Raw genomic sequence first — 22,469 nt, forward strand, 5'->3', positions numbered from 1 at the left:
TTTCTAACTTACGTAACTGAATTAACATATGGCAAAGCCAACAGGTTTTTTGGAATTCACCCGCGCACTTCCCGGAAAAGCCGCTATAGATCAGCGTTTGAAGCACTATGGTGAATTTGTGGAGCGCTTCCCTGAAGAGCAGCTGAATCAGCAGAGTGCAAGATGCATGAACTGTGGTGTTCCTTTTTGTCACTCCGGTTGCCCGCTCGGTAATGTGATCCCCGAATTCAATGATGCAGTGTATCACAAGAACTGGCAGGAAGCATACGAAATACTTACAGCCACCAATAATTTTCCTGAATTCACGGGAAGGATTTGTCCTGCTCCCTGCGAATCTGCCTGTGTACTCGGCATCAATCAGCCGCCGGTAGCCATCGAGGAAATCGAAAAACATATCATCGAGATCGCATTCGATAAAGGATTTGTGAAAGCACGCAAACCGAATGTACGCACTGGAAAGAAAGTAGCGGTAGTAGGTTCTGGCCCTGCGGGATTGGCCGCTGCTGCGCAGCTCAATTATGCAGGGCATACAGTAACTGTGTACGAGCGCGATGATGCGCCGGGTGGTTTGCTCCGCTACGGTATCCCGGATTTCAAACTCGAAAAATCGATCGTAGATCGTCGCATAAAATTATTGGAAGAAGAAGGCATTACGTTCAAGTGCAATGCCAATATAGGAGTGAATGTAAAGATCAATGATCTGCTGCGCGAATATCAGGCAATAGTACTGGCATGTGGTTCAACCAAACCCCGCGATCTCGAAGTGCCGGGTCGTGAACTGGATGGCGTTCACTTCGCTATGCAATTCCTCAAGCAACAGAACAAACGGAATGCAGGCATCGATCCGTTGGCGAAAGCCGAAATCGAAAGCAATATCGTTTCCAAAGATTTGCTCGCAACAGGAAAGAACGTGGTTGTAATTGGTGGAGGTGATACAGGCAGCGACTGTGTAGGCACATCCAACAGGCACGGAGCAAAAAATATTCATCAGTTCGAGCTGATGCCGATGCCTCCCGAAAAGCGCACCGAATACATGCCCTGGCCTTCTTATCCCATGACGTTGAAAACAAGTACTTCGCACGAAGAAGGTGTGCAGCGTCAGTGGGCCATTGCCACCAAAGCATTCATCGGAGATGAGAACGGAAAACTGAAAGCACTTTCTGTAGTGGATCTCGAATGGAAGATCACCGAAGATGGCCGACCTGCGCAGTTTGTTGAGATCCCCGGCAGTGAAAGGCAGATACCCTGCGAACTGGCATTGCTGGCGATGGGCTTTGTGCATCCTGAACCGGAAGGGCTGCTCACGGAATTGGGTGTTGAGCTCGATGGCCGTGGTAATGTGAAAGCAGATGAAAAAGAATTCCACACCAATATTCATAAAGTATTTGCTGCTGGCGACGTAAGACGCGGACAGAGCCTGGTAGTTTGGGCCATCAGCGAAGGCCGCGAAGCTGCACGCAAAGTAGATGAGTTTTTGATGGGATCATCATTGCTCGAAAGCAAAGATCAGAACACAGTGCTTGCTACATTGTAGCTTTCCCTATAGATCGTAAGGTTAAAGAAGCGGCTGTTGGCCGCTTCTTTTTTTATGAATGCATTTTGGGAAGATGTTGTGAACAGCTTATTTCTTTCCGGGCGACAAGTGATTTTTTCTGATCCTGCTGAGACTGTCTGTGTGAATGTTGAGGAAAGAAGCGATGTACTTCAGTGGTATGTTGAGCAATACATTCGGTTGTCGCTCCAGCATCAGCTGATATCTTTTTTCCGCAGGAAGACAGATCAGTTCCAGCTGGCATTGCTGCACCCAGTTAAGCAATCTCGCCATGAGCGCCAGTTCTGCATTATAGATTTGCGGAATGCCCTGTTTGATAATGTTGATGGCATCGATATCCCATTCCAGCAAATCGGCTTCTGTCAATACTTCCAGGCTGCAGGTGGAGATCTCCTTATTCAATACGAATTGTGGGGACGATAGAAAGTCCCGGCTGTCGATCAGCCCAAGGGTATGATCGGTTCCATCCTGTATCCGGTTGAGACGAACGATTCCGCTGTTTAAAAAATACAATTTGCTTACCAGCTGATCCTGCGACATCAGAATCTCCTTGGGTTTGGCGGTACGCACCAATGTGTGTCTGCGGATGAGCGCCATTTCCCGGCGGTTCAGCTGGATATTTCGTTCATTCAACCAGAGGTGAACGTGGTGATATGGATCTTTAGTGGTCATGTTTCTTGTAGCTGTGATACAGCAAGGTATATGCGAATATACCAAATATAAAAAACTGACCTATGTCGGAAAAAATGTTGCAGGCATGTTCGCCATTCCTGCTATGCACAGAGCTGATTAATTTTGTAGTTCAGTACGACAGTACAACATGCCATTGCAACAAAACAGCAGTATGAGCCATTTGAGAAAATTTGTGAGGATTGCTTCATTCAACCGCAGAATACCGGTTGATCTGCTGATCTTATTGCTCACCTTCTTTCTGCTGGAATGGATCTATGCGATGCCATCATTTGTTTCAGGATTGATTGGAGTATCGCATGTTAAGGAACTGATGTTCGATGTAGTTTTTCTTTTTATCGCCTGTATTCCTTGCTGGTGGCTGCATTTCAGGAAGTTCCCTAAGTTACCGTTGAAGAAGAGAGTTGCTTTGCATTTATTGACAGTAGGTATTTTCTACCTGATCTGGTGGGTGGCCTACTTTATTTACAATCCTGTTACCGGAAGACCTTTGATGACTGGTTGTCAAACCATGCAAAACCTCTGGCATAACCTGATCTTCTATATCCAGGCTTTCTGCATCCTGCACATACATCATTATTTCAAGCAGCGCGAAGAGCAGATGCATCGTGAGCTGGCATTACAGCAACAGGTAACAGACACGGAGATTGCAGGATTGAGAGCGCAGATACAACCGCATTTTCTTTTCAATACACTCAATAGTATCAGTGCATCGGTACCTGCGCAGCAGGAGTTCACCCGCGATCTGATCGGTAAACTCGCCGATATTTTCCGCTACGCTTTGCAGGCCACACAGGAAGATTGTGTACCGCTTTGGAAGGAGTTAGACTTTATCCGCACTTACCTGCGTCTAGAAGAAGAACGATTCGGCAGCAGACTAAGAACGGTGATTCATATGGATGAAGAACTGGCTGATGTGCCGGTGCCTTCCATGTTGTTTCAGCCGTTGGTGGAGAATGCACTCAAGCATGGCATCGAGCCTGCGATCGATGGAGGAGTGATTTCGATCTTGCTCACCAGAACCGGACAAAAACTGCGTATCAGTGTTTCCAATACCGGCAAGGTGCAATGCAGGGAGACGGATCAGATGTTCAGCACCGGAGGTGTAGGGCTCCGGAATATTGCTGCCCGGTTGCAGCGTCTTTACAACGAACCCATCGAAGTAAGAAGGTCTCAGGATTATCTCGAATTCTCTTTCACCATACCAATTCCGGTATCAGTTGCCGGTAGTATCCCATCCTCCCTGGTTAGTGTTCAACTGGCGCATTAATCAATTTCAGCAGCACATTCAACTTTAATGGCATCTGATAAAAATAGTTGAAAAAAACTTTTTTTAGACGGTATGCAATAACCGCCTTTCTTTTGGTTTCGTTTTCGAAAATCTATAGAATAGCGTGTCAACGGTTGTTTCAGGCAGCAAAAAACTAATAAACGTTAATATTGTAAATAATTGCAATGTATGTATATCGGTTGATTTCGAAAGCTTTTCGAAGTATTTTTAGTGTAATAACACACATCTTATTTTTCTTAATAACAACACTAAAATCAACCGGTATGAAAAAGATCAGCATTAAGTCGGTGGCTCCTTTCCTGGTGCTGGCGGCTGTGGCAATAGCAGCCATATTTATCCCCTCGGTGCCCGATTTCACAGACAGTAAAGGTGCATACAATTCTGCTGACATTGTATGGGTAATTGTAGCGGCTGCCCTTGTTTTTCTGATGACGCCCGGCCTCGCTTTCTTCTATGGTGGCATGGTGCATCGCAAAAATGTGATCTCTACCATGATCAAAAGCGTGGCTGCCGCCGGTGTAGTGAGTGTGCTTTGGGTAGTAGTAGGGTATAGCCTTTGCTTTGGCCCTTCAATTGGTGGATTTATCGGCGATCCTACGGCGCATTTCTTCTTCAAAGGCGTAGCCTCCGGCGAACCATGGGGCACTATTCCCAGATCGCTGTTTGCGGTATTTCAATTGATGTTTGCCATCATTACACCCGGCCTGGTGGTGGGCGCAGTGGCAGAACGTATCCGCTTCACATCTTACATTCTTTTCATCGCATTGTTCAGTTTGCTGGTGTATGCTCCGCTTGCACACTGGACTTGGCATCCCGAAGGCTTCCTTTTCAAAATGGGAGTGCTCGATTTTGCCGGTGGAACAGTGGTGCATATCTCTGCGGGTTGCGCAGCATTGGCCGGTGCGTTGGTGCTGAAACGCCGCAAATCGCATATGGAACATAAAGAAATTCCTCCTGCAAATATCCCTTACGTGCTGATCGGAACAGGTCTTCTCTGGTTCGGCTGGTTCGGATTCAATGCCGGTTCTGCACTGGCTGCAAACAGTCTGGCAGTATCTGCTTTCTTCACTACCAATACAGCTGCCGCAGCAGCGGGACTCAGCTGGATGTTCTTCGATGTACTGCGCGGTAAAAAACCTTCTGTTCTTGGCTTTTGCATCGGGGCTGTTGTTGGTCTCGTTGCCATCACTCCCGGCGCGGGTTTCGTGGCAATACCACAAAGCATCACCATTGGTGTGGTGGCTGCGCTGGTGTCGAATGTGCTTGTTTACTACAAACAAAAATCAAATCTGGATGATACCCTCGATGTATTCCCCTGCCATGGCGTAGGTGGAATGGTAGGGATGCTGCTCACCGGAGTATTCGCCACTAAAGCAGTGAATGGCGCTGGTGCAGATGGCCTCTGGTTAGGCAATGCATCTTTCCTGTGGGTGCAACTGAAAGGTATGCTCATCGCGGTTGTTTTCAGTTTCACGGTATCTTTTCTCATATTCAAATTCATCAACTTCATTCTTCCGCTTCGCGTTACTTCCGAAGAAGAAGAATTAGGGCTCGATGCTACACAACACAACGAAAAGTATCTGCAGGGAACTTTGCTGGTACACAGCAATGGAAGTATGAAAGAAGAAGAGATCATAGAGACTGAACACTAAAAATAGAAAAGGATACGGTTGACTGATAAGCGTCTGGAACACGCCCATCACCGTACCCTTTCCTTTAACACTTAAAATCTATCGCAATGTTACAAAAATTTTTTGCAACAGGCCTTGCTATGGCTTGTTTTGTTCCTGCTATTGCACAGGAAGCTGTTGCTCCTGTTACGGCGGCCGCCGCGCAGGAAACATCCTCCCCGGAACCTGCAAAACCTGCCACCATTTTCTCCGGATATGCCGATGTTTACTATCGCTACAACTTCGCAAAGCCCGACAAAACAGCTGCTTACAACAACCTCACTTCTTTCACCGGTTCACATAACAGTTTTGCATTGGGCATGGCTTCTCTGAAAGTGGAGCATAGTTTCGGCAAAGTGGGTATCGTTGCTGATCTCGGATTTGGAACGCGCGCAGAAGAATTTGCCTACAGAGATAAAGGCACTTTGCTCGCTGCCGTTAAGCAACTCTATGTAACTTATGCTCCTAACGACTGGCTGAAACTCACCGCCGGCACATGGGGCACGCATGTTGGCTATGAGGTGCTCGACCCTTATCTCAATCGCAACTATAGCATGAGCTATATGTTTACAAACGGACCATTCTCTCACACTGGAGTGAAAGCAGAAGTTACCAAAGGCAAACATGGATTTATGTTTGGCGTTTCCAATGCAACCGATTATCGCATTCCGCCAGATCTGAAAGTGAATAAGAAATTCATCATTGCACAATACAGTCTCGCTGTAAGCGAAGATGTGAAACTGTACCTGAATTATGTAGGAGGAAAAGATCCGGATACCATCAAAAGCAGTCAGATCGATTTTGTGACCACTGCAAAACTGAACGATCATTTCAGCGTTGGATTCAATGCAACCTACAACAGCACTAAGCTGTGGGATGGAGCAAAAAAAGAAAATCAGGACGCAAAGAAGTGGTGGGGAACTGCGCTTTATCTCAATGTTGATCCGAAACCATGGTTCGGACTTTCGCTCCGTGGAGAATATTTCGACGATAAAGATCAACTGAAAATGTATAGTGCATCACCTGAAGGTGGATCAGTTTTCGCAACAACACTGAGTGCCAATTTCAAAGTGGATGGATTTACTTTCATTCCGGAATTCAGGCTGGATCAGGGAAGTAAAGACCTCTTCGTCGACAAAAATGCGAATGCAACCAAATCAACTGCTAGCTTTTTGTTAGCGGCCATCTATAAATTCTGATTGACTACTGCAATACACTTAACCCTTACAACCATATTAACAATCAACCACTACTTACTGCCTTAGATTTTTCTGTGTTGTTTTGTTAAGAAAAAAAGGCGTCGGATTTCCGGCGCCTTTAAATTTATTGATATGCAGTTCGGTTATGCCGAGTTTCTTCCGGCGTTGATGATGCCGAATGCGCTGCGGATCACTAATTTCTCCAATATTTCCCGATGTTGTGCCGGTGCGCCTTCTTCTTCCATCTGTCTCATTCTGCAAAGCGCATATTGCTGTATGGTAGTGAGTGGCAATACGATCCGCTCGCGGGTGGAGATCGAAAGCTGCTCTACCGGATAATCTGCCATCAGCTCTTTCTTTCCTGTGATGAGGAAGATGTATCGCTGCGTAAGCTCGTACTCATTGTAGATCATGTTCCAGATCTCTCCGTAACGGGCATCCTGTGATAAGAATTCTGTTAACGGGAAGAAACATTTCTTCATCGCCATCTCGCAGTTGTCGATCAGCGTTTTGAAGAAAAGCGATTGCTGATAGAGTTTTTTCAGCTCAGGTGTTTTGCCTTTTTTGTCGAGTGTCTGCAAAGCCATGCCTACACCGTAATAGCCGGTAACGTTTTGTTTCAACTGACTCCATGCGCCTACAAATGGAATGGCTCTGAGATCTTTCAGCGACAGCTTGCCACCGCTTCCGCGTTTGGCCGGACGGCTGCCGATATTGGTTTCGCTGTAGAATTTCAGCGGACTCACATTGCTGAGGTATTCCAGAAAATCAGGATGATTCTTCAATGCAGAATATGCAACCAGACTTTCGTTGGCCAGTTCGCGCAGCAGCTCTTCTTCCTGCTGATCCAGTGTTGTTTCTTTGGTAGAGAAAAGGTCGTTGGAAATACCTGCATTGAGCAACTGCTCTATGTTGAACTGCGCCGAATCGACGGTTCCGAAATTGGAGCTGACCGTTTGTCCCTGTATAGTCAGTTGAATTTCTTCGTTCGAGATATTGCGTCCCATGCTCGCATAGAACTTATGTGTTTTACCGCCTCCGCGTGCGGGAGGACCGCCACGGCCGTCGAAGAAGAGTACATCGATCTCATATTCTTTGGAGAGGCGTGTGAGCTCTTCTTTGGCTTTGAAGATGCTCCAGTTGGCCATCAGATAACCACCGTCTTTGGTACCGTCGGAGAAACCGAGCATGATGGTTTGTCTGTTGCCGCTATTTGCAAGATGTTGCCTGTAAACCGGATGGCTGTACAGCGCTGCCATGATCTCGCCCGCCTGCTGCAGATCGTCGATGGTTTCGAAGAGTGGTACAATGTCGATAGTGAGCTCATCTTTCTTCCATCCGCAGAGTGTGAAGAGGGCAAACACTTCCAGCACATTCAGCACGCTGTTGCACTGGCTGATGATGTACCGGTTGCATCCTGCCTGTCCGTTGTATTCCTGAATGGTTCGGATGGCGTTGATAGTTTCGAGTGTGTCGCGCACCACACCGTCTTCGTACAGATCTGCATTGGATCGGCTGTTCAGCGACGTTAGTGTGTTTATTTTTTCAGCTGTGCTGAGCGATGCGTAATTGGCGGGAAGTCCATCTCCTTTGGCAGCGATGGCTTCGAGTACGGTGTTGTGCACTGAGCTGTCCTGGCGGATGTCGAGCGAAGCGAAGTGCAGTCCGAATACCTGGATCTTATTGATGAGACTGTCTACCAGATGCTGGAACAATCCGTTGTGCTGATACACCAGTATGTCGCGGATCTTGAAGAGCTCATCGAGCAGCGCCTGTTTACTGAGTGCGGTTCGCTGTCCGGGTATAAAGATATTGTTGTAGAGTTGTTTTTCGAGGTCGTTCAGAATAGTGTCTACGCCTTTGAAAGTGAGCCTGCGTTTGAGACGGCGTACATCGAGGTAATAACATTTGATGATGCTGCCGCGAAGTGTATCCGCTACTTTCAGAGTGGTGTCTACTCTCACGTTGGGATTGCCATCACGGTCGCCACCAGGCCAGAAACCCATGGTGATCACAGGATTATTGGCAGGCAGTGCATCGGGAAACTGCTGCTTCATGAAGTTGATGATGCGGCCAGCCGCCTGATAGAATACATTTTCGAGATACCATACGAGGCTGATCGCTTCATCATATGGAGTTGGCTTCTGCTTTTTGAAGAAAGGCGTTTTGCCTAACTGTTGCAGATAGGTGTTTATCTGTGCGGCATTGTTCTCCTGCAATGCGCGGGAGAGATCGTTGATGATGCCGAGTACGGTACCGGGATAGAATTGTGTTGGGTGTGCAGTGAGTACCAGTCTGATAGAAAAGTCTTTCAGCTTTTCAGCCAGCTGCTCCTGTGCATTCTCCTGAATTATTTCAGATTCGAGATGTTTGAGTGTACCGATGCCGCTGGTATCGTTCACTTCGCGGAAAGCCGCATCTTCCAATGCATCGAACAACACTACCTGGCGTTCAACATATTGAATGAAACGGAAGAGCAGATCGATCTTCTCCTGCTCCTTATTGTATGATGTATGTTTTTCGAAGAACTCTTCAATGATCTGAACAGGGCTTAACTTTCGCTTAAAACCTTCTTCACAATTATTCAGTAACAGCGATAAAAGAATGCCGGTTTTTTCGATGCGGTGAAAGGGCAGTGAAGTGAATAAACTGTTGTACAACTGAAACTTAATACCTACGTAGTTCTTGAACTGCTGCAATCCTCTCGACGACTGATGATCCATGTTTATAAGCGTTTAGAATGGGTGCTGAAATTACACCATAAAAACGGATGATGTGATGAACGAAAATTATTTTTTTGAAACTAACGGGTGTTATAGAATAGCCTTTGTATATTTGACTTAATTAGTAGAATAATAGTGGCAGTTAATCAACATATCATCTCCTCTGCGATCGTAGCATCCACGGCTACGACTACTACTATTACGATTACGACAACCCGCTAAGGGTTGTATATTTCCATATTACCATCTGGGCTTTTTTCTAGCTACCAACAAAGAAGGATCACTGTATCATCATTCATCAATCAACATTCATTTTATGCAGGTTATGAAATTTGGCGGCACTTCCGTTGCTAATGCCGTCAATATTAATAAAGTAGTGGCTATAGTGCAGCAGGCACAGAAGAAGGGACGCACTGTGGTGGTGGCATCAGCGCTCGGAGGTGTTACAGATTTATTGCTGCAGAGCGGTGCGCTCGCAGCAGCAGGGGACGAACAATTCAGATCGGTTTTACTCACCATAGAACAACGGCATCTCGAAGCCGTGAAAGCATTGATCCCTGTTGCAAAACAGAGCAGTGTACTGAGTTGGGTTAAACAGCGTTGCAATGAAATTGAAGATGTATGCAATGGCGTTTTTCTGCTCGGAGAATTATCAGCACGCACACGCGATCGTATTGCAGGTTTCGGAGAAATCATTTCTTCCTATATCATTTCGGTTCGCATGGCAGCAGATGGAGCTGTATGGAAAGACTCGCGCGAACTTATTCTCACTGATTCAAATTTTGGTCATGCTGCAGTGGTGCGCGATGTAACTGATCACGCCATTCAGCAATATTTTTCAGCAGTAGAAAATCAGCTGGTGATTGTTCCAGGTTTTGTTGCATCCGATGCAAGCCGCAACACCACAACGTTAGGGCGTGGCGGATCTGATTACACTGCAGCCATTTTCGCTGCTGCACTCGATGCAGACGTGCTCGAAATCTGGACCGATGTAAGTGGTATGATGACTGCCGATCCGCGCCTGGTGCCACATGCAAAAGCATTGCCGAATATCTCATATCAGGAAGCGATGGAGCTTTCACACTTCGGCGCAAAAGTGATCTATCCTCCCACCATTCAGCCGGTGATGAAAAAGAATATTCCGGTTTGGGTGAAAAATACTTTCGAACCCGAAGCATACGGCACACTCATCGAAAAAGATGTGAAGCTCAACGGCAATCATATCCGCGGCATCGCCAGCATCAATAAAATTACTTTGCTGAGCCTCGAAGGCGGCGGCATGGTGGGCATTCCGGGTTTCTCCAAAAGATTGTTCGAAGCATTGGCCAATGAGCAGATCAATGTGATACTCATTACTCAGGGATCTTCTGAACACAGCATCTGCGTTGGTGTTGAAGATGCCAATGCCGAAAAAGCAAAGCAGGTGATAGACGATGCATTCCGATTCGAAATTCAGTCGGGAAAAGTAGATCCGCTGGTAATCGAAAAAGAACTCGCGGTGGTTGCCCTGGTAGGAGATAACATGAAGAGCCATCCCGGCGTGAGCGGAAAGATGTTCGGAGCGATGGGCCGAAACGGCGTGAATGTCCGTGCTATCGCGCAGGGATCTTCTGAGCGCAACATCACTTCGGTGATCGCTGCTGCAGATGTTCGCAAAGCCATCAATATTCTGCACGAAGAATTCTTTGAAACCTCTTACAAACAAGTGAACCTCTTTCTCGCCGGAACCGGCAATGTAGGAGGGAAGCTGATAGCGCAGCTGCAACAGCAACAACAGTATCTGCTGGATAATCTTCGCCTGCAACTTCGTGTGATCAGTATTGCCAATAGCCGCAAGATGGTTTTCAAAGAAGATGGACTCGATCTGCAAAACTGGAAAGCAGCCCTCGATGGTGGTGAAGAAATGGAACTGCAGCAATTTGTGGAACTCGTTCGCAACAAGAACCTCCGCAACGCTGTATTCGTTGATGTTACAGCCAACAACGAAGTAGCGAAAGTGTATGATCAACTGCTCAGCAAAAGCATTTCCGTAGTTGCCTGCAATAAAGTGGCATGCTCATCTTCTTACTCCTATTACCGTAAACTGAAAGATCTTGCCCGCGAGTACAATGCGAGCTTTCTCTTCGAAACCAATGTGGGAGCAGGGTTGCCAGTGATAGGTACGCTCAGCGACCTCATGCGCAGCGGCGATGTGGTGAACAGAATTGAAGCGGTACTCAGCGGCACGCTCAACTTCGTTTTCAATCATTACAACGGTGAGCGTCCATTTGCAGAAGTGGTTAAGCAGGCGCAGGATGAAGGATACACCGAACCAGATCCACGCCTCGATCTCAGTGGCACCGATGTAATGCGAAAGATCATGATCCTCGCGCGCGAATCGGGAGAGCAACTCGAAATGGAAGACATCTCCAACAATACTTTCATGCCCGCCAGCTGCATGCAGGGCAGCGTTGAAGATTTCTACAAAGAGATGGCCAGTCAGGAAGCACATTTCAAAGCGCTCTATCAGCAGGCTGCGAATGATGGAAAGAAACTGAAGTTCGTTGCCAGTTTCGAGAACGGAAAAGCATCAGTAGGATTGCAGCATATCGATCCTGCACATAACCTGTATCATCTCTACGGAAAAGACAATGTAGTGTTGTTCTATACCAATCGTTATCCCGATCAGCCCATGGTGATCAAGGGAGCAGGAGCAGGCGCAGAAGTAACAGCATCTGGTGTATTTGCAGATATACTTCGCGCAGCACATTAACCATTAAACACAAAACTCATGGACAAATCTGTTCAGGTACATGCTCCGGCCACCGTGGCCAATCTTGTTTGCGGATTCGACGTGCTGGGAATGGCATTGCATCGTCCGGATGATGTGATGACGCTTTCTCTCAAAGATGAACCCGGTCTCACCATCGAGCATACCGATATTTACCAGCTGCCCACCGAACCGGAAAAGAATGTGGCAGGAGCCGCATTGCTGGCCATGCTCGAAGAGCTTCCCAACCCTCCGGGCTTTCACCTGGTAACCGAAAAGCGAATCAAACCAGGCAGTGGACTGGGTTCCAGTGCTGCAAGTTCCGCAGGCGCAGTAGTAGCTGCCAATCATCTGCTCGGCAATCCATTCTCTAAAGAAGACCTCGTTCGCTTTGCGATGAATGGAGAGAAAGTTGCGAGTGGTGTAAAACATGCCGACAATATCGCACCGGCGATCTATGGAGGCATTACGCTGATCCGCTCCATTTTTCCGCTCGATATTGTGCAGCTGTCTGGTCCACCTTTGTTTGTGACGGTAGTGCATCCTCAGATAGAAGTACGCACGGCAGATGCAAGACAGATCCTTCGCAAAGAAGTGCAGCTGAAAAGCGCCATCAAACAATGGGGCAATATTGCAGGATTGGTGGCAGGATTGCTGAAGCAGGATTATGCACTCATCGGTCGTTCTCTCGAAGATGTGATCATCGAGCCTGTGCGCAGCATCCTCATTCCCGGTTTCGACGAAGTGAAAGCGCTGAGCCGCGATGCAGGCGCACTTGGTGGCGGTATCTCCGGATCTGGTCCTTCCATTTTTATGCTGAGCGAAAAAGAGAACACGGCCAATGATGTGGAGCAACTGATGCAGCAGGTGTATACCAAACTGGGCATCGAATTCAAAACCTATGTAACCAGTATCAGTTATGAAGGTGTACGCATTTCGCAGGTGCCTTCTCATTCATCTTAAACAATCATCATGTTATACTATAGTCTGAACAGACAATCGCCGGTTGTGAGTTTCAAAGAGGCTGCCATCAGAGGGCAGGCTCCCGACAAGGGATTGTATTTTCCCAAACGCATACCGGAGTTCGATCCTTTGTTCATCAATCATATCGAACAGTACGGAAAAGAAGATATTGCTTATCGCGTGATCAGTCCGTATGTAGGCGACGATATTCCCGAAGATGTGCTGCGCAAAATAGTTGCGGAGACCGTCAACTTCGAAATACCACTGGTTAAATTGAACGATAAGGTCAGCACACTTGAATTATTCCATGGCCCTACGCTTGCTTTCAAAGATGTGGGTGCGAGATTCATGAGTCGCTGTCTGGGGTATTTTTCAAAATCAATTACAGAGAAGGTTGTAGTGCTGGTGGCCACTTCCGGAGATACCGGCGGCGCTGTGGCACATGGCTTTTACGATGTACCGGGAGTGGAAGTGGTGATACTCTATCCCTCCGGAAAAGTAAGCTCCGTGCAGGAAAAACAACTCACCACACTCGGAAAAAATATCAGAGCGCTGGAAGTGGAAGGAAGTTTCGATGATTGCCAACGATTGGTGAAACAGGCATTTGCAGATCAGTCGCTCATAGAACAACTCTTTCTCACTTCAGCCAATTCCATCAATGTAGCTAGATGGCTGCCGCAGCAGTTTTACTACCTGTTTGCCTGGCAGCAATGGAAAGATAAAACTGCGCCACCAGTAATTTCCGTGCCCAGCGGCAACTTCGGAAATATCTGTGCCGGATTGCTGGCGCATGTATCGGGCATGCCTGTTAAACATTTCGTAGCAGCCTGCAACGCAAATACCGTAGTGCCCGATTTTCTTGAATCAGGAAATTATGTGCCGAAGCCGGCTGTGCCCACCATATCCAATGCAATGGATGTAGGTGATCCCAGCAACTTTGTACGCATACTCGAAATATTCAATCAGCAGTTAGGCTCTTTGAAAAAAGTATTGAGCAGTTACAGTGTGAGTGACGTTGAAACAAAAAGAACCATTCGCGAAGTGTACTCTGCATATGGCTATCTGCCCGATCCGCATGGCGCAGTAGGGTACAGGGCATTGCAGCAATACCTGCAAACAGATTCGGAAGCAAAAGGAATATTTCTCGAAACAGCGCATCCTGTAAAGTTCTACGATGTGGTGGAGCCGGTGATCCATTCCAATATTCCGGTGCCCGATTCAGTGCGTGGTGTAATCAATCAAACAAAACAGGCGGTGTTGATGCCGGCAGAATACGAGGCATTGAAAGAACAGCTGCTGAAGCTGCGATGATATTGTTTTTATTAAGACGGTGAAATAAAGGACAGCCTGCAGAGGCTGTTTTTTATTGCCTGTACACGAATTCATAAAGTGATAATTATCACTAAATGTCTTCTTCGCTATGGTGTTTCAATCCATTTGGCTTCTTTTGCTGCAAATTTAACCCCCGATGAAAAATACCCTTTTCTCACTCTTAACACTTGCCCTGCTGTTTACAAGTTGCACAAAAGACAAAGAAAAAGACAAAGAGGACAACAAAGATTATATCCTGTTGCAGAAATGGACTGGCAAACATGACTCCAAAAATTTTCAGTACAATAGTGAGGACCAACTCATCCGCTTCGGTTACACTAACGTCGAATCGGGAGATAAAGAATATAGCTATACCACTATAACGTACAATAACGGACTTCCGGTAAAGGCAGAAACATATTTGAGAACAGGGGACAATACTTTCTTTCGCGATCAGGAGGTAACTTTTAAGATGGATGGACAAAAAAGAATTGTTCAGACCGAGGTGAAAATTTTTACTGTTGATGGGCAGCTTGCCAGAACAAACAAAATCAACTTTGGATTTTCCGGTAACCGTCTTGAAACGATAACGGATGAAAGTGATGCTGAAAGTGCTTACAAGTTCAAATATGATGTAAATGGAAATATTGTAAGTCAATCGTATAGCAGTGTGAGCGGCGGTGTTTCTCTGACAGAAAAGTTTGATGCCACTTATGACAATAACATGAGTCCTTTTGCCGGAAACGGTCTGGGAATGTTGATTTTCGCTGCTGTTCCCAATGCTCCTTTCGAGACAGAGCATCTGCTTTCTGCAAATAATCCTTTACAAATAAAATGGGTTTCTACCAGAACTCAGAAAAAAGAGGCTGGTCCTGATGCTGTAAATATTTATACCGATCTGTATGAATACACGAATACAATAGATGCTGCAGGTGTGATCTCAGGATTCGACTATAAATATTCGTATGAGAATAAGTTTAATGGAGAAGTTGTAAATACCCAGACTAATACAGACAAGGTTGCTATCACAGCTGTGAAAAAACAGTACAAATAGGTGTTTACTACCCAATTACCCCTGCGCCACTCCTGCAAAAGAGATTTTTAGTAGTTTGCAGCATTGGCCGCTGAAATCTCATATAAACCCGGAGAACTGCTCAGAAACATCGCCGAAGGCGATTCTGATGCCTTTACCCATCTGTTCGACAAATACTGGTTGCAGGTATTTGCTCATGTTCGCACCTACATCAAAGACAATGCTGCTGCGGAAGACATCACGCAGGATATCTTCTTCAGCATCTGGCTGAATCGCTCCAAACTGGCTACGGTACAGGATTTCGAGCCATGGCTTCATGTAGTTACGCGCAACAGGACTATTTCCGGACTTCGCAAAATGCTGCATGAACCAGATGGTGGTATTTCTGCCACTGTTCCGGAAATCGCTGCCCAGCAGTCCGATTCACCGGTGGGTCAGCTCGATTACAAACAATCCCGTGAGCTGCTGCAAAAAGCCATTGATCAGCTTCCCGAACGCCGGCGACAGGTTTTCCGGATGAGCCGTCAGGATGGACTTACCCATGCAGAAATTGCCGAACAACTGCAGATTTCAAAAGCCACCGTAAACGAACATATCGGAGAAGCCCTGGCTTTTCTGAAAACCAGACTGGCTGCTTATCCCGGCCTGCTCAACGCCTTACTCCTCATTTCAGGCTGCTGGCTGGGAAGAAAATAAAAAATATTTCCTGCCGACCCCTTATCCATCTTTTCCTGTGCGTCATATAAAAAGCGCAACGCTAAACCGTACCTGCATGAATCCTGAAGACTTTAAGAAAATCATATCTGCCTGGATCGATGGCACTATCAGTGCTGAGGATCGGCAACTGCTGAACAGGCTGCTGATGCAGCCTGAATATCAGGATATGCTCGATCGCATCATGCAGCAGCAACAGCAGCAGGGATACGAGTGGCAGCCCAATTATCAGGAAGCTTACCTGAGAATGCGCCAATCCATTCAAAAAAATACTGCCCGGCAACCGCAATCGAAATTGCGCAGCATGCAATATTGGTGGGCTGCCGCCGCCTTATTGGTGCTGACTGCCGGCGCATGGTTCTTCCTCTCCGGTAAAAAAGATCAGCCAGATCAAAAGCACCAACCGGTTGTTATTGCTGAAGAATTAAAACCAGCCGGCGATGGAGCCATCCTCACACTTGCAGACGGATCGAGCATTGTGCTCGACAGTATGGGCAATGGTACAGTGATCCGCCAGAGCGGAACAGATGCCATTCTGGCCAACGGACAACTCAAATACAACGATGCCGGAGAAGCATCCGAAAATACATTCAATACTCTTACTACTCCGCGCGGCAAGCAATTCAGAATTGTATTGCCCGACGGAACAATCGCGTGGCTGAATGCAGCCAGCTCCATCCGGTTCCCCACTAAATTTTCCGATAAAGAAAGAAGAGTGGCCATCGAAGGAGAAGTGTATTTCGAAGTGGCGGCTCAGCAGAAGGATGGAAAGAAACTGCCCTTTCTCGTAGATGCCGATAAACAGTTTTCGGTGGAAGTGCTCGGCACTCATTTCAATGTAAATGCCTATCGCGATGAGCCTTCACTCAATACCACTTTGCTCGAAGGCAAAGTGCAGGTAGCAGTTCCCGGCCTGCAAAAGGTAGTGCTGCAATCCGGCCAGCAGGCTGCATTGCGCGTGAAATCGGGTTCGCCCAAAATAACGGTTCAGCAGGCTGACACAGAAAAAGTAATGGCCTGGAAGAACGGCATTTTCAATTTCGAAAATGCAACACTCGACGATGTAATGCGCCAGCTCGAGAGGTGGTACAACATCGACGTAAAATATGAATCTGTTGTACCCAATATAGAATTCGTAGGAAAAATGACCAGAGATATTCCGCTCAGCGGAGTAATCTTGGCATTGGAAAAATCCAATGTTCACTTTCGCCTCAATGGCAGAACCCTGGTTGTCACTCCCTGATACAACAATTACACCTATCTGAATGAAATTTCATAAATGACCTTGTACAGAAGGTCATGGAAGGATGCGTTGCCTCCGTACCCGCAATGCATTCCTTCTTTTTGATGTACAAAAAAATGCCGGAACCGATTGGCCTCGTTTCCGGCGGAGTTCAGTTGACCATAAAAGGTTTCGCGACCATTATTTACAACCAAAACAGTTAACAAGTTATGCAAAAAACTGCTTACGGCTGCCTGCATTTTCCTGCCCTGCAGGGAAGCAGGCTTCCTGCACAAATTTCAAAAGTGATGAGGCTGCTACCTATTTTCCTCCTTGCTGCCCTGATTTCTGCCCATGCTTCGGGTTCTGCACAATCCGTTAGCATTTCAGGTAAAGAAATGACCCTGAAACAGGTGTTCGCGGAAATCGAAAAGCAAACAGGATACGTGTTCTTCAGCAATAAAGAAATGCTGGCCGATGCCAGAAAAATTTCGATTGCTGCTGTAAACAAACCACTGAAAGATGTTTTGAACAAAGTGCTCGAAAATCAGGGACTCGAATTTCTGATACAGGGCAAAACAATCATTCTGTCGCGTAAACCCGTAGTTCCTGCGATTCCGGGATTGACTGTTGAACAACCGCTTTCCCTGATCGCAGGGCGCGTGACAGATACCGATGGCACACCCATGGCTGCCGTGAATATCCAGATCAAAGGCAGCTCCAAAGGTGTTGTGTCTGCTGCCAACGGAACTTTCACCATCCAGGCAAATGCAGGTGATGTGCTGGTGTTCTCTTTCGTGGGATATACTCCGCGTGAGATCACTGTAACCGCCAGCATGATATCCGATAAACAAAATGCATTCACTGTTGCATTAACGCCATCTTCGACCAAACTCGAAGAAGTGGCTGTTACTGTAAACACCGGCTATCAGACCATCTCCCGCGAAAGAATGACCGGCGCTTATTCTTCCGTAGCCACAAAAAGACTCGAAAATAAATTGCAGCCAAACCTGCTCAGCGCGCTGGAAGGACAGGCTGCAGGCGTTGCCGTTACAAAAGATGGAAAGCTTGAAGTGCGCGGCAGATCAACGTTTCTGGCAAATGCAGAACCGCTGGTTGTGATCGATGGCTATCCGGCTCCCGGCGGACTGGAATCTGTTAACATCGACAATATAGAATCCATCAACATTCTGAAAGATGCGGTAGCTGCATCCATCTATGGCGCCCGCTCTTCAAACGGTGTGATTGTGATCACCACCAAAACAGCCAAAAAAGGAAAACTGCAGATTGCTTACAAAGGAAGCACCGGTGTTACACTTCGCCCGAAACTGTCGTATCTCAATAAAACCAGTGCCTCCGATTATGTGGATGCTGAAATCGACTGGTACTACAGCGATCCCGCCAATGTGGAATATGATTATGAATCGAACGCAGTCTATGGTCGTGTAACACAGTTGCTGATCATGAAAGAATATGGTCAGATGACTGAGGAAGAAGTAAATGCTGAACTCGATCAGCTGAGAAAGAACAATACCCTTGGCCAGCTGGAACGCCATCTGTTCAGAAACAAATTCACGCAACAGCATAACCTTACACTTTCTACTGCCACAGATAAGAACGCTACCAATGTTGCGCTTCGCTATATCGCCAACGACAATAACATGAAAGGCAACAGCGACAACAGACTGATTCTCGATCTCAGAAACGACTGGAAGCCCATCAACGGCGTAACGGTAAAACTGTTCACCAATATCAATTTCTACAATACTCACAGCCCCATGAATGGCGACGAAATGCTGGACTTTACCACATGGAGCAACATGAGGCCTTATTACAATCTGGTAGATCCGTCTGGCAGGTCGAGAAATGTTCCTGCAGTGAGACCTGAAATGATCGATCTCTACAATGAATATGGAGGACTGAAATCGATGAGCTTCGATCCACTGAAAGACCTCACCCTGTCTACCATCAGAAATCAGAACCTGCTTACAAGGTTAGGTGCCAGCATTACGGTGAATCTCGCAGACGGACTTACCGGTGAAGTAGGCGGATCGTGGACAAGAGGCAGCGGTACATCCCGCAGTCTCCGCGACGGCAATGCTTTTTTTGTAAGATCGCTGTACAACGCCACTGCATCCATGTCAACTCCCGGCAAACATTATATTCCTGAAGGGTCGATGATCAATGAAACCCGCAGCCTCAATGAAGCTTACACACTCAGAGCGCAGGCCAATTATGCCAAAACATTCAATGGTGTGCATCGCATTTCTGTAATTGCAGGAGGTGAGCTCAACAAAGATGTGCTGGACAATAACACAGCCCCTACCAGAGTGGGATACAATGACCAGGCAGGAACTTTCACTCCTTTCAACTACGTTGAATACAATAGCGGACTCACTTCACCTGACTTCATTTTCCCTGATGGCTGGATGAGCGTACTCAACGGGAGTTATTCTTTCAGAGATAACAGATTTGTATCGGTTTACTCCAACGGATCTTATGAGTACGACAACCGTTTCATTGTTAGCGGAAGCATCCGCATAGATCAGGCAAACCTGTTTGGAACCAATCCTAAATACCGATACAGACCCAACTGGTCTGTGGGTGGTACCTATAAATTAGGCCAGGAAAAATTCTTCAATGTATCGTGGATCGACAAACTGAATATCCGCGGTTCATACGGCATCAACGGAAATATTTCTTTATCGCAGGGACCATTCCTGCTGGTGACGTCCGGAGGATACTCACCCATTTCCGGTGCTACTCCTTACACCATTTCTTCTGTGCCGGATAATAACCTTCGCTGGGAGCGAACACTGATCTCCAACTTCGGAACCGATCTCAGTCTCTTTGGCGGAAAGCTGAATGTAACACTCGACTACTACAATAAACTCAGCAAGGATCTGCTTGCTCCGGACTTTATCGATCCAACCTATGGAAGATTCACACTGAACCGCAATGCAGGTACAGCAAGGAATACAGGTATCGAAATTTCACTTGAAACAGAACTGATGAAGCAGAAAGACTTCAGCTGGAGCGTACTCTTCAACGGAAGTTACAATAACAGCAAAGTGATCCAGTTCAACTACGATTACCTGAATCCGAATTTCCTCACGTTCAGTAATAGTCCTACCATTCTGGGCAGCAGCGGTGGCGCTGTGCTGAAAACAGGGTATCCGCTCGATGGTGTGTTCTCTTATCGCTTCGCAGGCCTCGACAATACCGGTACACCAATGTACTACACTGCAGAAGGAAAGAAAACACTGATCAACAATATTGCGGTAAAAGACATGACCTATTCGGGAACCATGAGACCGAAGTATATTCTCAGCATCACCAATTCGCTCAGTTATCAGCAATTCGATCTTTCGTTTATGGTGATCTCGCAACTGGGTGGGATCTTCCGCAGAGACGGATTCAGCGGCGACAATATCGACCAGAAAGATGTAGCCAAGCGTTGGCGTAAACCCGGTGATGAAGAGCATACGATCTATCCCAAGCTCTCTGCCTTTTCTTCAGACGGCTGGTATTTTCCTTTCTCCGATGCGATGATCGAAAGCTCCGATTTTGTGAAGCTCAGAGACGTTACCCTGTCGTACAGGATCGATAACAAAGTATGGGGAAAAACCGGTCTCAACAATGCCCGCGTATTCTTCCAGGGCCGAAACCTGGTAAGCATTACAGCCAATAAGGTAGGAGTGGACCCTGAAACCATTGCTGTAGGATTGAATGCAACCATCAACAGAACGCTTCCTTTGCGGCCAGAGTTCTACGTCGGATTTTCTGTAAACCTGTAAACTAACAATCATGAACATTCGAAATATATTCCTTTTCACTATGGCAACTACGCTGGCATCTTCCTGCCAGAAGTTCCTCGATGTAAAACCAAAAGGGAAACTCATTCCTGAAACAGTATCCGACTTCGATCACCTGCTGGATAACTCAGCTACCATCGAATATAATTTTGTGGATCAAAACAGAGGATCACTGCTTTCGACCATGGGAGATAATCTGGTGATGACCGAAGGTCAGGCCAAGGTTGGTTATGTGCTCAGCAGCCATCCGAATATCGAACGCTACTATGGTTATATTTTCCGTCAGCCTTACAAAGATCCCAACAATAACGATCCGTTCTGGAGCGCAGGCTCATCGGGCATTTACACCCAGATGTCGTACTTCAATCACGTGATAGAAGGGATCCGCGGCATCAAAGATCTCACACCTGAAGATGCTGCGAGCGGAAGGAGAACCATTGCACAGGCGCTTGTTGCGAGAACATGGTGTTACTTCAATGCCAATCTCATCTACGGACCGGTATACAAACCCGGAGGTGACAACTCAGCTAAAACCATTCCTTATGTAACCAATCCGGATATCTATGCACCCATACCCAACCTCTCCACTTCGGAAGAGGTGATGGCACGGGTATTGGCTGAATTGCACGAAGCATTGCCCAGTCTTCCCGCAAAATCAACCTGGCCTTCACGTGCCAGCAAACCTGCAGGTTATGCGATGCTGGCGTATTATCATCTCTTCACGCGCAAGTATGATAGTGTTGCACACTATGCAAACCTCGCCTGGACTGCAGGCGCAGGCAGCGATCCCGGAAAAGTGCTCTACGATTACAGAGAATTCAAGCAGGGAGATTCAAACATCAATATCATCAGAAGACCGATCATAGCAAAAGAAGACGGTTACCTCAATCAGGTGAACAGCAGAGAGCTGCTGCTTTACAGGCATAGCGATAAAGATGCAGGTATGGGCTCGCAGCTTTCTTATCCTTCCCCAGAATTGCTGGCGCTGTACGATCAGGCCAATGATCTTCGCTTCAAAGAGTTCTACATCAATTCTCCGGGTTACAAAACCGGCCTTGGTGGAGGTTTCAATGATGGTATGCGCATCAGCAACTATCGTTTCAATAAAGCAAAGATCACTGACGGATTCTCATGGCCCGAAGTACTGCTGATGCGTGCAGAGGCATATGCAAGAAACAATCAGGCAGCGCTGGCCATTGCGGACCTCAATACACTCCGCCGGTACAGAATGAAAAAAGGAACTCCCGACCTGCCTGTAGGAACTGCTGAAGAAGCGCTGATGGAAGTGGTGAATGAAAGAAGACGCGAACTGCCGATCGGTGGTCTCAAAAGATTCATGGATCTCAAACGTTTTTCGCTCGAACCAGGAAAGCCATGGTCGAAAGCAACTATCACACATACCCTTTCGGGACAAACCTATACAGCTACTGTAGATTCGAAAGATTTTGTGATCCCTATTTCCAATGTAGTGCTGAAATTCAATCCGGGCTGGGGTATTCCTCTTGAGCCGCGGACATTCTAATTCTATAATGTTACT

General features: G+C 46.8%; 14 protein-coding genes. 12 read left to right on the plus strand and 2 right to left on the minus strand.

Annotated features, from left to right (window positions below; genetic code table 11):
• Nucleotides 1-28 precede the first annotated feature (28 nt).
• The gene (locus tag HHL16_RS17685; RefSeq protein WP_169426622.1) at nt 29-1,534 is read left to right on the plus strand and encodes a glutamate synthase subunit beta; all 1,506 of its coding nucleotides are present in this window, start codon (nt 29-31) and stop codon (nt 1,532-1,534) included.
• An 87-nt stretch (nt 1,535-1,621) separates the two neighbouring features.
• Here the strand turns inward: HHL16_RS17685 and HHL16_RS17690 are convergent, their stop codons facing one another.
• Complete coding sequence (locus tag HHL16_RS17690) at nt 1,622-2,224, minus strand: Crp/Fnr family transcriptional regulator (protein ID WP_169426624.1); 603 nt, start codon at nt 2,222-2,224, stop codon at nt 1,622-1,624.
• 172 nt (nt 2,225-2,396) lie between these two features.
• Here HHL16_RS17690 and HHL16_RS17695 point away from each other — a divergent pair, with 172 nt between their 5' ends.
• From HHL16_RS17695 to HHL16_RS17705, 3 genes are all read left to right on the plus strand, one after another.
• The gene (locus HHL16_RS17695) at nt 2,397-3,512 is read left to right on the plus strand and encodes a histidine kinase (protein ID WP_169426625.1); all 1,116 of its coding nucleotides are present in this window, start codon (nt 2,397-2,399) and stop codon (nt 3,510-3,512) included.
• A gap of 284 nt (nt 3,513-3,796) precedes the next feature.
• Entirely contained in the window at nt 3,797-5,185 is a 1,389-nt protein-coding gene (locus HHL16_RS17700; protein WP_169426627.1) for an ammonium transporter, read from the plus strand.
• A gap of 86 nt (nt 5,186-5,271) precedes the next feature.
• The gene (locus tag HHL16_RS17705) at nt 5,272-6,402 is read left to right on the plus strand and encodes a porin (protein ID WP_169426629.1); all 1,131 of its coding nucleotides are present in this window, start codon (nt 5,272-5,274) and stop codon (nt 6,400-6,402) included.
• 143 nt (nt 6,403-6,545) lie between these two features.
• On the opposite strand, the gene HHL16_RS17710 is transcribed toward HHL16_RS17705, so the two are convergent.
• A complete protein-coding gene (locus HHL16_RS17710) occupies nt 6,546-9,125 on the minus strand; it encodes a phosphoenolpyruvate carboxylase (RefSeq protein ID WP_169426630.1) in 2,580 nt (859 codons plus the stop codon).
• A 316-nt stretch (nt 9,126-9,441) separates the two neighbouring features.
• Here HHL16_RS17710 and thrA point away from each other — a divergent pair, with 316 nt between their 5' ends.
• The 8 genes from thrA (at nt 9,442) to HHL16_RS17750 (ending at nt 22,454) form a co-directional block, all read left to right on the plus strand.
• On the plus strand, nt 9,442-11,877 hold the full coding sequence (thrA, locus tag HHL16_RS17715; protein ID WP_169426632.1) for a bifunctional aspartate kinase/homoserine dehydrogenase I: 2,436 nt from the start codon (nt 9,442-9,444) through the stop codon (nt 11,875-11,877).
• Nucleotides 11,878-11,895: 18 nt separating this feature from the next.
• Nucleotides 11,896-12,837 carry a homoserine kinase gene (locus tag HHL16_RS17720; protein WP_169426634.1) on the plus strand — a complete coding sequence of 314 codons (942 nt, stop codon included), beginning with the start codon at nt 11,896-11,898 and terminating at the stop codon, nt 12,835-12,837.
• Nucleotides 12,838-12,846: 9 nt separating this feature from the next.
• Complete coding sequence (gene thrC, locus HHL16_RS17725) at nt 12,847-14,148, plus strand: threonine synthase (protein ID WP_169426636.1); 1,302 nt, start codon at nt 12,847-12,849, stop codon at nt 14,146-14,148.
• A gap of 157 nt (nt 14,149-14,305) precedes the next feature.
• Nucleotides 14,306-15,202 (plus strand): hypothetical protein, encoded by an 897-nt coding sequence (locus tag HHL16_RS17730; RefSeq protein ID WP_169426637.1) that lies wholly within the window; start codon nt 14,306-14,308, stop codon nt 15,200-15,202.
• Between the two features lie 63 nt (nt 15,203-15,265).
• The gene (locus tag HHL16_RS17735) at nt 15,266-15,877 is read left to right on the plus strand and encodes an RNA polymerase sigma-70 factor (RefSeq protein ID WP_169426639.1); all 612 of its coding nucleotides are present in this window, start codon (nt 15,266-15,268) and stop codon (nt 15,875-15,877) included.
• Between the two features lie 76 nt (nt 15,878-15,953).
• Nucleotides 15,954-17,138: a FecR family protein gene (locus HHL16_RS17740; protein ID WP_169426641.1), complete on the plus strand. Its 1,185-nt coding sequence runs from the start codon at nt 15,954-15,956 to the stop codon at nt 17,136-17,138.
• A gap of 209 nt (nt 17,139-17,347) precedes the next feature.
• Nucleotides 17,348-20,914, plus strand: a complete 3,567-nt coding sequence (locus HHL16_RS17745; protein ID WP_169426643.1) for a SusC/RagA family TonB-linked outer membrane protein — start codon at nt 17,348-17,350, stop codon at nt 20,912-20,914.
• Between the two features lie 10 nt (nt 20,915-20,924).
• Complete coding sequence (locus HHL16_RS17750) at nt 20,925-22,454, plus strand: RagB/SusD family nutrient uptake outer membrane protein (RefSeq protein ID WP_169426645.1); 1,530 nt, start codon at nt 20,925-20,927, stop codon at nt 22,452-22,454.
• Nucleotides 22,455-22,469: the final 15 nt, after the last annotated feature.

Source organism: Pseudoflavitalea sp. G-6-1-2 (assembly GCF_012927185.1).
Classification (GTDB): Bacteria; Bacteroidota; Bacteroidia; order Chitinophagales; family Chitinophagaceae; genus Pseudobacter.